Source organism: Ruminococcus sp. AF31-8BH (assembly GCF_003460605.1).
Taxonomy (GTDB): Bacteria; Bacillota; Clostridia; order Lachnospirales; family Lachnospiraceae; genus Blautia_A; species Blautia_A acetigignens.
Window position 1 is genome coordinate 148,168 of record NZ_QTVN01000004.1, and the last position, 14,402, is coordinate 162,569.

Annotated in this window: 12 protein-coding genes and 1 pseudogene; all 13 read right to left on the bottom strand. The window is 48.1% G+C overall.

Annotated elements, in window-relative coordinates; translation table 11 throughout:
• Window positions 1-4: 4 nt before the first annotated feature.
• Entirely contained in the window at window positions 5-406 is a 402-nt protein-coding gene (locus DWZ38_RS06705) for a 4Fe-4S dicluster domain-containing protein (RefSeq protein ID WP_021924821.1), read from the bottom strand.
• On the bottom strand, window positions 406-1,200 hold the full coding sequence (locus DWZ38_RS06710) for a CoB--CoM heterodisulfide reductase iron-sulfur subunit B family protein (protein ID WP_117851111.1): 795 nt from the start codon (window positions 1,198-1,200) through the stop codon (window positions 406-408). Before DWZ38_RS06710 ends, DWZ38_RS06705 begins: the two co-directional genes overlap by 1 nt.
• A gap of 230 nt (window positions 1,201-1,430) precedes the next feature.
• Window positions 1,431-1,484, bottom strand: a pseudogene (locus DWZ38_RS23350) (DUF6783 domain-containing protein); the annotation flags it as partial.
• 49 nt (window positions 1,485-1,533) lie between these two features.
• Complete coding sequence (locus DWZ38_RS06715) at window positions 1,534-2,481, bottom strand: L-lactate dehydrogenase (protein ID WP_021925581.1); 948 nt, start codon at window positions 2,479-2,481, stop codon at window positions 1,534-1,536.
• Window positions 2,482-3,197: 716 nt separating this feature from the next.
• A complete protein-coding gene (gene pepT, locus DWZ38_RS06720) occupies window positions 3,198-4,415 on the bottom strand; it encodes a peptidase T (protein ID WP_117851113.1) in 1,218 nt (405 codons plus the stop codon).
• An 85-nt stretch (window positions 4,416-4,500) separates the two neighbouring features.
• Window positions 4,501-6,012 (bottom strand): 4Fe-4S dicluster domain-containing protein, encoded by a 1,512-nt coding sequence (locus tag DWZ38_RS06725; protein WP_117851115.1) that lies wholly within the window; start codon window positions 6,010-6,012, stop codon window positions 4,501-4,503.
• A gap of 158 nt (window positions 6,013-6,170) precedes the next feature.
• Window positions 6,171-7,295, bottom strand: a complete 1,125-nt coding sequence (locus DWZ38_RS06730; protein WP_117851117.1) for an aldo/keto reductase — start codon at window positions 7,293-7,295, stop codon at window positions 6,171-6,173.
• Window positions 7,296-7,531: 236 nt separating this feature from the next.
• Complete coding sequence (locus DWZ38_RS06740) at window positions 7,532-8,323, bottom strand: glycyl-radical enzyme activating protein (protein WP_117851122.1); 792 nt, start codon at window positions 8,321-8,323, stop codon at window positions 7,532-7,534.
• A gap of 75 nt (window positions 8,324-8,398) precedes the next feature.
• Window positions 8,399-10,924 (bottom strand): glycyl radical protein, encoded by a 2,526-nt coding sequence (locus DWZ38_RS06745; protein ID WP_021926396.1) that lies wholly within the window; start codon window positions 10,922-10,924, stop codon window positions 8,399-8,401.
• Window positions 10,925-11,287: 363 nt separating this feature from the next.
• Window positions 11,288-11,416 carry a FeoB-associated Cys-rich membrane protein gene (locus tag DWZ38_RS06750; protein WP_021926397.1) on the bottom strand — a complete coding sequence of 43 codons (129 nt, stop codon included), beginning with the start codon at window positions 11,414-11,416 and terminating at the stop codon, window positions 11,288-11,290.
• A 237-nt stretch (window positions 11,417-11,653) separates the two neighbouring features.
• Complete coding sequence (locus tag DWZ38_RS06755) at window positions 11,654-12,724, bottom strand: PTS sugar transporter subunit IIC (protein WP_117851125.1); 1,071 nt, start codon at window positions 12,722-12,724, stop codon at window positions 11,654-11,656.
• Window positions 12,725-12,752: 28 nt separating this feature from the next.
• The gene (locus tag DWZ38_RS06760) at window positions 12,753-13,736 is read right to left on the bottom strand and encodes a sensor histidine kinase (RefSeq protein ID WP_117851126.1); all 984 of its coding nucleotides are present in this window, start codon (window positions 13,734-13,736) and stop codon (window positions 12,753-12,755) included.
• Complete coding sequence (locus tag DWZ38_RS06765) at window positions 13,733-14,401, bottom strand: response regulator transcription factor (protein ID WP_021926400.1); 669 nt, start codon at window positions 14,399-14,401, stop codon at window positions 13,733-13,735. The genes DWZ38_RS06760 and DWZ38_RS06765 overlap by 4 nt, the downstream gene beginning before the upstream one ends.
• Window position 14,402: the final 1 nt, after the last annotated feature.

A 14,402-nucleotide genomic window follows, 5' to 3' on the forward strand; every position in this document is an offset into this window, starting at 1 on the left:
TCTCTCACCTCCTGTATCTTCTGAATGCACTTACCAGGAGCTGCTGAGGTGTTTCCTCATCGATCAGTTCCGGAATCTCGTCTGCCTCCAGATAGTTCTGGCCTCGTTCACGGACAACCAGCTGTCTGGCAGCATCAATCAGTTTTCCTGGTTTTACATCTCTTGGGCAACGCTCTACACAAGCAAAGCAGGAAAGACATTTCCATAAGGATTTGGACTGTGCAAGTGCTTCTATATCGCCATTCTGTACATAAGTTACAAACTGGTGAGGTTTGATATCCATTTCATTAAATGCAGGACAGGTTGCGGAGCATTTACCGCATTTCATACATTTCAGGGGATTTACTCCTGAAATCTCTTTGATTCTTTCAGCTGCATTCTGGGCATTTCCATATGTATAAGCCATTACTTCGCCACCTCCTCTTTTACTCCAAGAGCTTCTGCAAGAAGTTCTGTAAAATAGTAAACAGGGAGAGCGCCGTTTCCGTTCTTTCTAAGATTATACATGCAAAGAGGACAGGCTGTGATCAGCATGTCTGCTTCGAACCCTTTTGCACTGTCCATGATCTTTTCACACATATTCTGTGCCATATCTTTTTCCTTCAGGGAAATGTAGCCGCCGCAGCACTCATTGCGGTATGGATAGACAACTGGTTCTGCTCCAAGGGCGCGGATGAAATCTTCCATGATTGTCGGATTCTCCGGGTTGTCAAATGCCATGATCTTTCCTGGTCTTAAAAGGAGGCATCCGTAGTAGGCACCGATTTTTTTGCCTTTTAAGGGATTGACCACTTTCTTTTTGATCTCGTCAAATCCGACTTCGTCACGGAGTACTTCCAGATAGTGAAGGACATTTGTCTCGCCTTCGTATGGAGCGTCCAGTTTCAGATAATTATTTGCTCTTGTGCGGATGTCTTCTACATTCTTCATGTCGTCATTCACACGTTTGAGCACATGATGACAGGCTGAACAGACTGTGATCAGATCCTGTCCTTTTTCTTTTGCATCGTTTAAAGCACGGACGGAAGAAAGCTTGGTGGCTATCTCATCGCTGCCCAGGGGATATACGCCGCCGCAGCACTGCCAGTCTTTGATCTCTTCCATTTCGAAGCCCAGTGCTTTCGCAGAAGCTCTGGCATATGCGTCCAGATCTTTTGCCTTATTCTTCAGGGTACATCCTGGATAATAACTGTACTTCATGCTTCTTGTTCCTTTCTTGTTACTGTCCACATGGGGCGTTCTTTCAGGCCCGCCAATGTAAACAGCAGCTGTTTCGGTTGTTCAGGCAAAGGGGAACCCGACTTACCGCTTTTCGCGATAGAAGCCGGGGTATCCTTGCTGATGTAGTTAAATATGATAAGAACCTGGTTCTTAGAGCATGTTTGAAAAAGGCTTTCTGCAAGATGTGCGTCACAATTTGTGGGAGATTTTGTCCGGATGAGGGCGCCGTAGCGGGCTACGGCAACTGAATTCGGGCAAAATATACCGCAAAGTGGGGCGTGCAGATCGCGGGAATGATTTTTCAAACACGCTCTAGAGCTCGATCTGCGCGATTACTTCTTTTAATGCGTTGGCACTCTTCTTAAGAAGCTCTACTTCCTCTTTGTTCATGCGCATCTGAACTTTCCCCTGGATTCCGTTTGGCCCTACAAGAGTAAGGGTACTCAGGCACACATCTTCAATTCCGTATTCGCCATGGAGCATGGAGGATACGGTTGCAAGGGAATCAGAAGCAGCCAGGATCAGGCCTACCAGCTGGCACACAGTTGCGGATACTGCGTAGAAGGTTGCGCCTTTCTTTGCAATAACTTTTCCGCCGGATTTCTGTACATATTCCAGCATGGCTTCTTTGTCCAGAGGTTTTACATCCTTGCCGTGTGCTTTCATTTCTTCGTAGTACTCATCTGTGCTGAGACCGGAAATGTAAGCACCTGTCCACGGGATAAAGGAGGTATCGCCGTGCTCACCGAATACGTAAGCGTGAATATTTCCCTGTGCTACCTGGAAGTGCTCGGAGAGTCCGTAGCGAAGTCTTGCTGTGTCAAGGATGGTTCCGGATCCCATAATCTGATTCTCCGGAAGACCGGAAATCTTGGTAAATACGTAGGTCATGATGTCTACCGGATTGCTTACGATGATGTACTTGGCATTTGGAGCTTCTTTTACAATCTGAGGAGTGATGCTCTTCAGGATGTTGACATTTGTCTGAGTAAGCTCAATTCGTGTCTGTCCAGGTTTACGGGCAATTCCGGATGTGATGATTACGATGTCGGAATCTTTGGCGTCTGCGTAATCTCCTGCTACCAGGGATACAGGACTTCTGAAGCAGGTTCCCTGCTCAATGTCCATGACTTCGCCTTCGACCTTTTCCTTGTTGATGTCGATCAGAACGATTTCGGAAGCGATTTCATCATGTGCCAGTGTGTAGGCGATTGTTGAGCCGACGCTTCCAGCTCCGATAATGGTAATTTTGCTGCTCATAATAAACTCCTTTCGTGGGGTTTGTGGGATTGTGTCAACTTTTCCAGCGGGTTTGGTTGTTTTTCCGTGGGATTCGTTAGGTTTCCCTGTGTGTTGCCCTTTGTTTCTTGTTTATTTTTTAACAATCACAGTTAGAAAAAAAGCGGGTAAAACTTTATTTTCTGCCTTGTGACATGGCCTGACCCAGAAACACAGTATTATTTTGTCCTGTTTTCCTGGGTTAAGTCATGTCACATTGTGTTTTTTTGCAAACTTTTTCTCAACAAAGGACTTTTCCCTCTTTGTCTCCGCATAAAATATTGGTTTTTCTCCGCTTTATTTAAAATACCACAATGACAATCTTTTAACAACATTTTTTTGAAATTTTTTATCATTTTTTAGGGGCTTCTACACATTGTACAAAATTGCATCGGGATTTTTGGTGGTTTTGTTGGGAGAGTTTTTCAGGGCGGACGCACTTTCGCAGCTGCGATTCCACGCAGGTCGGTGCAACATTCCGCCAAGCTAACTGCGACTAAGACGCTCGGGAGAGCCCTCTCGTCTAAGTCTCCGTAAGCAGTGGATCTCGTCTCCATTAAGGGCGCACCTGAAATGACCTGCTTAGGAATAGCAGCTGTGAAAGTGCTGGTCACTGAAAAAAAGCCCCTCCGATAATTAATGTACAATCGGAGAGGCTTTCGTGGATGCCCAAAATTTAGTACTGCTGAAGGGTAGAATTAAAGGGCGTATAATTTTACAATATTCTTCAGGTTTTCGACGGCGTAGTCCATGCCTTCTATCGTGATGTGTTCGCAGGGGCCGTGGAAGGCGTAGCCGCCGGTGCCCAGGTTGGGGCAGGGGAGGCCCATGAAAGAGAGGCGGGCGCCGTCGGTGCCGCCGCGGATGGCTACGGTGACGGGATTGAGGCCGGATTCCTGGACGGCTTTTTTGGCGTTGTCGATCAGGTGCATGCAGGGCTCAATCTTTTCTTTCATGTTGCGATACTGCTCTTTGATGGTAAGGGTGACGGTTCCTTCGCCGTATTTCTCATTGAGAAGCTTGGCAATGTGACGCATCATCTCCTGGCGGCAGGCGAACATGGCGCTGTCGTGGTCGCGGATGATGTAATCCAGGCTTGCATCGGATACGTCACCGCTCATTTCACAGAGATGGAAAAAGCCTTCATACTCTTCTGTGTTTGCCGGAGTGTCTCCTGCCGGGAGCATGCTGTTGAACTCCATGGCAACCAGGGCGGCATTGATCATGGTATTTTTGCTGCTGCCCGGATGCACGGAGAAGCCTTTGATCTTTACCTTGGCGCCTGCCGCGTTGAAATTCTCGTACTCGATTTCATTTTCTGCGCCGCCGTCTACGGTGTAGGCAAAATCAGCTCCGAAGCCTTCTACATCAAAGAAATCAGCGCCTCGGCCAACTTCCTCGTCCGGGGTAAAGCCGATGCAGATTTTTCCATGTGGGATGTTTTCTTTTATAATCTGCTCTGCCATGGTCATGATCTCTGCTACTCCAGCCTTATCGTCTGCGCCGAGAAGAGTGGTACCGTCAGTGGTGATCAGGGTTCTTCCCTTCAGATCTGCCAGATGTGGGAAATCCTTGAGGGTAAGGGTGTATTCGCTTTCTCCAAGCTTTACATCGGTTCCATCATAGTCCGGGATAATCTGGGGATTCACATTCTCCCCGGAAAAATCAGGTGCAGTATCCATGTGGGCAATGAAGCCGATTGCCGGCTTGTCCTCAAGGCCTGCTGTCGCCGGGATGACTCCATAGACATAGCATTTGTCATCAATGCGCACATCCTGTACTCCAATATTTTTCAGCTCCTCTGCCAGCTGATTTCCAAGATCAAACTGGCGGCTGGTAGATGGCACTATTTCCTGCTCATCCTCACTTGTGGTATATACCTTTACATAATTCAGCAATCGTTCGTATGCACGCATTTCGATTTCTCCTTTTTCATTTTAAATTATCCGTTCAGAACCTTCACAGTCACACGCTTCGCATGCCCCAAAAGGCCAACGCTGCTTACAGTTCTTCCAGCTTCTCAAGCTCGCCGCCAAAGGAAGTATCCATACATTCCTCAAATGCGGCTTCCTTCTTCATTTTCTCTAGTGCCATTCCGGCTTTCTTTACAGTCTGCACCGTTCCGGCTCCGGCTATACATCCGCCTGGACAGGCCATTCCTTCCAGCAGATAGCCGTTGTACTTTCCTGCTTTGGCGGACATCATCATCTTTTTGCACTCCTGCAGGCCGTTAGCGCTGACTACCTTCACTTCTCGGTCCGGGTCCATACGCTTTATAGCCTTTACCACAGCTGCTGCAACACCGCCGCTGGCAGCGAATCCACGGCCGTCACTGCTTGCCTGGGAAAGAGGCTCTCCTTCCGGAATACTTCTGAAGTCCACATCTTTGGCTTCGAACATTCCCTGTACTTCCTCAAAAGTAAGCACAAAATCCACATAGCTTCGAACGCTCTTACGGCTTGCTTCCAGCTTCTTAGCTGCGCAGGGGCCCACAAACACGATCTTGCAGTCCGGGTTCTCCTGCTTTAGAAGTCTGGCAGTAAGCACCATAGGGGTCAGTGCCATGGAAATGCAGTTTGCATACTGGGGGAACATTTTCTTCGCCATTACAGACCATGCCGGACAGCAGGAGGTTCCCATAAACGGGATCTTCTCCGGTACCTCTTCCATGAAGTCTTTGGCCTCCTCAATGGTACAAAGGTCCGCTCCAACTGCTACCTCCTTGATATCCGTGAATCCAAGAGCCTTAAAGGCACCGCGAATCTGGGTATTTTTCAGTGCCGGCTCAAACTGTCCTGCCACTGCCGGCGCTACGATGGCATAGACCGGAGTCTCACTCTTTAACGCCATAATGGTCTGATAAATCTGTCCCTTGTCTACAATGGCACTGAACGGACAGCTTACCAGGCACATTCCGCAGGAAACGCACTTGTCATGATCAATCTCTGCCCTTCCATATTCATCGGAATGGATGGCATTCATTCCGCAGGCCTTGGCACATGGTCTTTCCTGTTTGATAATGGCATTATATGGACAGGCTTCCATACATTTGCCGCATTTGATACATTTTTCCTGATCGATTACAGACCTGCCATTCTCCATATGAATGGCATTCTTGGGACAGACCTCCTGACATGGGTGCTCCAGGCAGCCCTGACAGCCTTCTGTCACCAGGACTCTTTTCTCCGGGCAGGAATTGCAGGCAAATTTGATAATATTAATAAGCGGCGGCTCATAATATTTCTCCTCAATAAGGCTCGCCTCCACCCCTTTGGAAATCGGGGCATGCTCGGAAATGTTGCGCAGGGGCAGTCCCATTGCCACACGCAGCCTCTCTCCTACAATGGCTCTTTCCAGGAAAATACTGTCACGGTATGTGGCAACTTCTCCTGGCAGGATCTTGTATGGAAGCTCGTCCATTTCCTTCTCAATATCGCCCTCGTAGGCAAGACGGGCGATTTCAGTAAAAATCTGGTGTCTGATCTTGGCCTTTGATGAGTATAATCCTCTCATTCTCACTTCTCCTTTATCTGTAAGTTTCGCACCAGCCAGATTTTACCGCATTCAATCCAACTGCTTTTATCTTGTATTTTTATGCCTCCGCTCATATAGATGTTCAGGGCAAACTACCTTTCCCTGCATCTTCCTATATCATACACAAAAATCACCAATTATTCAAATGTCTTTGCGGCTTCTTCCAGATATTCTGTGATTGGCAGGTGCTGCGGGCAGTGTTCCTCACACTGTCGGCATCCTACACAGTCAGATGCTTTTCCGTGGCCTTCTTTTTCGGTACGGTCTTTGTAGATGGATTTGACTGACGCCAGCTGGCCTTCTCCAAACATGCTGATCCGGTTCAGAAGCTTGAAATAATCCGGGATTGCAATTTTCATTGGACATCCGTCTGTGCAATAGCGGCAGCCTGTGCACGGCACCTTTTCTTTGGATTTGATGATTGCCGCAGATTTGGCAACAAGGTCTTTTTCCTCATCGGAAAGCGGGGCAAAATCCTTCATATAGGAAAGATTATCCTCCACCTGCTGCTCATCGCTCATACCGCTCAGTACCATAAATACATTTTCCTGGGATGCAGCAAAACGGATGGCCCAGGATGCCACAGACATTTCCGGTCTGGCGCCCTTTAACAGTGCTTCTGCCTCTGCTGGAACATTCGCCAGCATGCCGCCTTTGATGGGCTCCATAACCAGAACCGGCTTGCCATATTTCACACAGACCTCATAGCATTTGCGGGACTGTACCTCGCTATCCTCCCAGTCTGCATAGTTCAGCTGAAGCTGCACATATTCCATTTCCGGATGTCTTGTGAGGATCTTGTCCAGTACCTCTGCTTTGTCATGGAAAGAGAAGCCCACATGCTTAACAAGTCCCTTCGCTTTCTTTTCCAGCATAAAGTCAAAAGCGCCCCACTCTTCTGCCTGCTTCGCAGCACCTTCATCCAGGGCATGCAGCAGGTAGTAATCGAAATATTCCACGCCGCAGTTTTCCAGCTGTTTTTCAAAAAATCCAGGCATTTCAGAGGCTTCCTTCAGCATGAAAAGGGAAAGCTTATCTGTGATTGTGTAGGCTTCTCTTGGGTAGCGCTTTGCTACTGCCTCCCGAAAGGCCTGCTCACTGTTTCCGCTGTGATAGCATGCTGCTGTATCAAAATAGGTGAAGCCTTCTGCCAGGAACCGGTCTGCCAGATGACAGACTCTTTCTACATCTACCTTGCTTTTGTCTGCTTCGTCCACTGCCGGAAGTCTCATCAGTCCAAAGCCTAATTTTTTAACGCTCATTTCATTATCCTCCTGTTTTTTCATAACGTTGTGCAAAAAATCCGCACAGTGCTTTTGGGGAAATATCTTTATATTGCACGCTTATATGATAGATGTCAATATAACAGCGTATAGATTTTTCCTTTCCGCGTGTGCGGGAAAGACAATAGTCCCACAGGTTTTTGTCCCCATCAAAATATAAAAAAGGCCAGAATTCCAGTTCAAAATTCTGACCCCTTATCATTTTAATTTCATTCTCATCCACCAATCTGGCAGTCCAGATCACAGACAGAGTGAACCGCTTTCTTCAGAAGCTCCATGTGCTCCGGTTCCGGAGGAAGGATCTCTGGCAGCTTGTACTCTCTTCCAAGCCAGTCATACTTATCCTGTCCCAGACGATGGTAAGGAAGAAGGTGAATCTTCTTCACTCCCGGTAAAGTGGACGCAAAAGAAGCGATAGACTTGATTTCCTCCACGCTGTCATTAAAGGTTGGAATGACCGGAACGCGGATCACCAGATTAGTCTGCCCGGATAAAGCCACCTTTCTGGCATTCTCAAGCGCCAGTCCGTTGGGCTTGCCTGTAAACTGCTCATGCTTGGCCTGATTGGTATGCTTGATATCCATCAGGTAAGTATCCAGATAGGGCAGAACCATCTCAATATTTTTCCAGGGAACACATGCCATGCTCTCAATAGCTGTGTTGATTCCCCGCTCCTTTGCAGCGCGGAGAAGGTCACGGGCAAACTGCGGCTGGCAAAGACATTCCCCTCCGGAAAGAGTCATGCCGCCGCCGGAGCGGTAATAATAAGGGCGGTCTTTCTCCACCAGCTCGATCATTTCCCGAACAGTTACATCCCGTCCCATGGTCTTCACGCCGTCCGGTGTCTTCATGGTCTGGATCTTGTACTCCTGGGATTCCGGATTGCAGCACCACTGGCACCGCAGCACGCATCCCTTCAGAAATACGATGGTACGGATTCCCGGACCATCATGGATGGAATAACGCTGGACGTCAAAGATACGTCCTGTGGTATCTAAATATTCCATAGATTTCTCCATTATACGGAAGTGCCGACAGCCTTCTGTGAGAAAAGCCGCCAGCAGTTCCGTTTATATTTTCATTTAGAAGCCCTGCTCTGTTCTACGGATGATATCATCCTGTAAGGACTTGGACAGTGTAGTAAACAGCGCACTGTAGCCGGCAACACGTACAACCAGATGCTTGTAGTTCTCCGGATGTGCCTGTGCGTCAAGAAGTGTCTCTCTGCTTACAACGTTAAACTGCATATGCATTCCCTTCTGATCGAAGTAGGAACGGATCAGTGCAACAAATTTCTCAAGTCCCTCACGTCCTGACAGTGCTGACGGATGGAACTTCTGATTGAACAGAGTACCATTGGATACAATGAAGTGATCCAGTTTGGCAACAGAGCTTGCTGCTGCGGTCGGTCCGTTCACATCCTTGCCTGCTGATGGGGAAACACCGTCAGCAACCGGAGTGTGTGCATATCTGCCATCTGGTGTAGCACCAGTCTGTCCGCCCAGCGGTACATTTGCAGATACCGGATAAAGTCCGGCCTGGTACTGTCCGCCTCTTGGGTTCTTAAAGTTCTGTAACGGTCTTGTGTATGTGTAAGCCACGTCCCTTGCAAAGTAATCCACTTCCGGAAGATCATTTCCGAACTTGGGAACCTCAGCGATCATGTCGTGGATTTCCTGATATCTTGCCATCTTCTCAGGTGACATCTGGGCATTCATAACAGATTTCAGAACAGCTGCTGCTGTGTCTGCATCTACCTTAGCACCGCTTTCTGTCATCTCTCTTAAGATACCGGTAGTGATATCTCTTACAGACTGCTCGTCCAGGCCCTTGCCATAATTCCATGCAAGAGCTTCCTTCAGCTCTTCCATTGTGAACTTCTTCTCCTGGTAAACCAGCTGGCGGATTGCATACAGGGAGTCTGCCATGTTGGCAATACCAAAGCCCTGAGGACCTGTAAAGTTATATACAGCGCCGCCTTCCTGAACGGTCTTTCCGCGTTTGATACAGTCATCGATCATACTGGAAAGGAATGGAAGCGGGCAGCGCTTTGCATGGGCAACGTCAATGGCGTTATCTGCATTTACAAGCAGGGAAATGCAGTATTCCATCTGCTTCTTATAAGCATCGTAAAACTCATCAAAGGTTTCCATCTTGGTAACATCGCCGGTAGGAATACCAACCATCTCACCCTGATCCATACCATTTGCAAATACAAGCTCCAGCGGACGGCACATATTAAAGAATGCTGCGTCATGCCAGCCTTCAGTCTTGCCGGCCTTCTGGGGCTCAACGCATCCGATGATATTGTACTCACGGGCATCTGCCAGGGAAAGTCCTCTGTTCTGCAGTGCCGGGATGATTACCTCGTCATTGTAATATGCCGGAAGTCCGATACCGGTTCTGGTCAGCTCTGCTGCCTTGATCAGAAGGTCGTGAGGGGAGCCGTTCCATACACGGATGGAAAGTGACGGTGCCGGAAGATGTACATGCATGGATGCCTCAATACACATGAAGGAAAGGTCATTGGTCATATCCTCGCCATCCTTGTTCTGACCGCCTACGATCAGGTTCTGGAAAAGGCTGTAGCCTGCGAATCCTTCTGCGGAAGCTGCATCACGAACCTTATTCAGGTCATTTAATTTCACCCAGATACAGTCGATCAGCTCCTGAGCTGCTGTTCTGGTGATCGCACCGCTCTCAATATCCTTCTTGTAGTAAGGATACATATACTGGTCAAAGCGTCCTGGAGAGATAGAATGTCCGCTGGACTCCATCTGAAGAAGCTGCTGTACGAACCAGAAGGACTGACATGCCTCCCAGAAATTAGTGGCTCCCTTGGCAGGAACCTTGCTGCAGTTGGATGCAATCACAAGAAGCTCTGCCTTACGCTGGGGATCTGTACATTTCTCAGCCATTTCAAGGGCAAGCTTCGCATATCTGTTGGCATAGTCTATTACAGCCTGGCAGCTCATGATCACGGCTTCCAGGAAACGGGAACGCTCTGCATAGTCTCCGTCGCCTACATTGCAGTGATCCAGCTCAGCCTGTGCTTTCGCCATAATGCCTTCGTAGCCGATCTCAAGAACTTCCCAGTATTTTACGGTAACATGTCCTACACCATTATAGAAATAGTTTCCTGGTGTAAAAATATTGTGGTCAATTGCGCGGATTGCTTCCGGTGCCATATAAGCGGTGGCAAGCTCACTGGTGGTCTTGCCTTTCCAGTACTTATGCACCTCGCGAAGATCTGCCTTGGCCTGCTCGGAAATATAGAACGGATCCGCGATTCTGGTCTCTACGGTATCCAGCTCATCTTCCAGCCACTGGAATGAAAATTCCGGGAAAGTCTGGCAGCCTCTTGGAGCAATGGAGTTGCTTCCCACGATCAGCTCTTCATCCCGGATGATGATCGGAATGTTATGTAAAATGTGGGAAAAAGCTTTGGCTCTTCTGGTGATGATCGGCTGGTCCTCGGTCTCTTTGTAAGACTCTGTGATCAGCTTGGCTCTGTAAGATTCGATCTCTGGCATCTTGGCATAGAGATGGTCTACCAGACGGGTAATTCTGGAGGATTTGGGAATCTCACTTAAATTGTATTTTTCCATGGTTCTCCTTTCTCATGGAAGTCCCGGGCTCTGCAAATCCATAAAGGATTCCAGAATCCAGCAACATAAATGTCCGCCATTCCATGACATAGTTTTCTATGCTCATTATACGTCATCCCTTTTGCGGTGTCAACATAATTCAACATTACTTTTGTTGTTTTGGTTGGAGTTTTCCTTTTGTTTTTGTGGTTTTTCGTTGTTTTCCTGTGAATCGGGCAAAAACATGGCATACAGGGTTCTTGGCATTACTGCTGTATTTCCCTTTATACGAAAGAACTGCTGTGCCTGATTTCTCCGGCACAACAGTTCTTTTGTTTCTGTGGCATATGTAAATGATTCAAACTCCAGTCTTAATTTCCGGCCTTAGTGGCATCCGCCGCAGCTTCCGCAATTGCCATTGCAGCCTTTTCCACTCTTCTTGTCCTTGCGAATGCTTCGGATGGCAAGACCTGCGATTACTACTACGATAGCACCTACAACTACTGTTCCCATACTCTGCTCCTTTCAGGTTCCCTGTAGATCAGTTGTCACAGTTTTCCTCAAAACCACTATGGGGTTCGCCTGCAAACTGAGACAATAAGTTCCTTCTGTTGTTAGTATATTCTAACGTGTATTAGATGTCAATATCTTTTTCTGCACTTTACAAGCAAATTACCGTCCACTTTGCCCGGCAACACGCTTTGTGATGCCAAAAAATGCATTTGCTGCGCAAGCTTAATTCCCGTCTTTTTACACATCCAGCTTCATCTGACCGTCCTTGATATATCCCATGTTGCGCATTCCTCGATAGATCACATAGGACAGCAGACCGGGAAGCAGGAAATGAAATACTATGATTTTCAAAATAACCAGCACAGGCTCCTCTGTCGCTGTCATGGTCTGGTAAGTCATGATCTGTCCAACCAGGCCGGAGGTTCCCATGCCGGAGCCAGTGGCATTGTTTGTCATATGGAACGGTCCGATAATAGCGATGGGACCTAAAATTGCAGACGCCAGTGTAGGCGGCAGCCAGATCAGCGGCCGTCTCATAATATTGGGGATCTGCAGCATGGAAGTTCCCACTCCCTGGGCAAAAAGTCCGCCCACACCGTTATCCTTAAAGCTTGTCACTGCAAATCCGATCATCTGGCAGCAGCATCCGATGGTTGCCGCGCCTGCTGCCACACCATTTAATCCCAGGATAATTCCAAGGGCAGCCGAACTGATGGGCAGCGTCAGCACCATTCCCATAACAACGGAAACAATAATTCCCATCAAAACAGGCTGCTGCTCAGTTCCCCAGTTTACCAGATTACCAAGCCAGGTCATAAATCTTGACACTCCAGGCCCCACTAAAATTCCAACTATACCGCCGGACAAAATGGTAACCGCCGGAGTGATCAACAGATCCAACTTTGTTTTCCCGGCAACCAGTCTTCCCACAGTAATTCCCACATAAGCTGCAACAAATGCACCAAGGGGCTCTCCAGGACCTGCTAATACCAGTGCCCCAGTGTCAGACAGCAAGGTTCCTGCAATCAGATTGGATGCATAGGCACCGATCATTCCCGCTGCTGCCGCGGACAACAGTACATACGTAGACTCCCGGAATTTGTACGCAACTCCAATACCGATTCCAGCTCCGGTAAGTCGCTGGGCAATCACCGCAAAGGTACTTAAATAAGCGCCATAGGTGCCGCCCATCAGATCGCCGATCTGCTTCAGAATGGTTCCGATGATCAGCGTAGAAAACAGGCCCAGGGCCATCCCGCTCAGACCATCGATAAAAATGTTGTTCAAGATTTTCTTAATTGCTTTCATACTCTCTCCTTATCCCCACACAACGTGCTTAATACAGATCCATCTTCTTCCTGCCAAGCTCCAGAAACACCCTGGTTCCTTTTCCCTGCTCGGACTCTATGCGGATTCCATGATCCAGTTTCTTCATGATCTTTCCGCAAAGATAAAGCCCGATTCCGGTTGAACGTCCCTCTTCCCGGCCATTGTATCCGGTAAAGCCTTTTTCAAAAACCCTTGGCAGATCTTCCTGGCGGATTCCGATTCCCGTATCCTCAATCACCAGTGTATGGGACCTTGCTTTACTCATATAGATGGAGATTTTCCCTTTTTTCGTGTATTTCAGTGCATTGGAAATAATCTGGCCAACGACAAAGCCCAGCCACTTTTTATCCGTAAGCACCGTTTCTTCCACGCCCTCATAATCCAGGGACAGCTTTTTCCCAACAAAAATCCGGGCAAACTTGTGGATCTGATCCTTTATGATTTCATCCAGATTCACTTCTTCCAGGCAAAGATCCGAGGACAGATCCTGGGTACGAAGATATCCCAGAACCATCTCCACATACTGCTCGATCTTGAAAAGCTCATTCTGGATTTCCCCGGGATTTAGTTCTTCCTCCTGAAGCAGGAGCCTGGATGCCGCAATAGGGGTTTTGATCTGATGAACCCACATAGTGTAAAAATCCATCAGCTCTGTGCCAAGCGCACTGCTCTGGTTCCTGGCCTTGATTCTTTCCTCATCAAGCAGCCTGCAGATGTCCTGGTAAAGCGCCTCATTCTCATTCTCCGGCGCCTCCATGTGCTCCAGTGCAAGGGCGCCGTTGTCTTTTATATACAAAAGATTCTGCTGCTTTTTCCGGTATTTGCAATATCCCCAGATCAGGAATCCTGTCTCACAGATGATTACAAGAACCGCAATATAGCCCACAGGCTCCAGTGGAACATCATACAGGAAAAGCACTATCACCGCCATCAAAAGCATTGCTGCTGCCATCACCCAGCTCTGCCATCTGGTTTTCAGATATTCTCTCATACCATATACCCCAGGCCTTTTTTGGTTACAATGAAATCCCGGATTCCCAGGCTCTCCAGCTTTCTGCGGATTCTTGTGATGTTCACGGTAAGGGTATTGTCATCCACAAAGCTGTCGCTTTCCCACAGCTTGGTCATAATGGCATCTCTTGATACCACGCGTCCCTGATGTTCAAACAGAATCTGCAGGATTTTCAGTTCGTTCTTCGTCAGGTCTGCCTGCTGCCCATTGGCAGAAATGGTGCCGTTTCCAGGATTCAAAACTACGCCGTTATGTTCCAGAAGACTGCTGTTCTGTCCGAATGCGTAGGTGCGCCGAAGCACAGCCTGCACCTTGGCAGCCAGCACATCCAGGTCAAAGGGCTTGGCAATAAAATCATCTGCGCCACGGCTCATGGCCATAACCATATTCATGTTGTCTGCCGCTGAGGACAGGAACAAAACCGGAACCTGGGAAATCTTCCGGATCTCCTCGCACCAGTGAAAGCCGTTGTAAAAAGGCAGCTTCAGATCCAGAAGCACCAGCTGGGGATCCTTCTGCACAAATTCCTGGATCACATGTGCGAAATCCTCCACCTGAAAAACCTCATAGCCCCAGGACTGCAGATGACGCTTGACAATCTGCACGATGGTCTCGTCATCTTCCACTACTAAAATTTTATACATT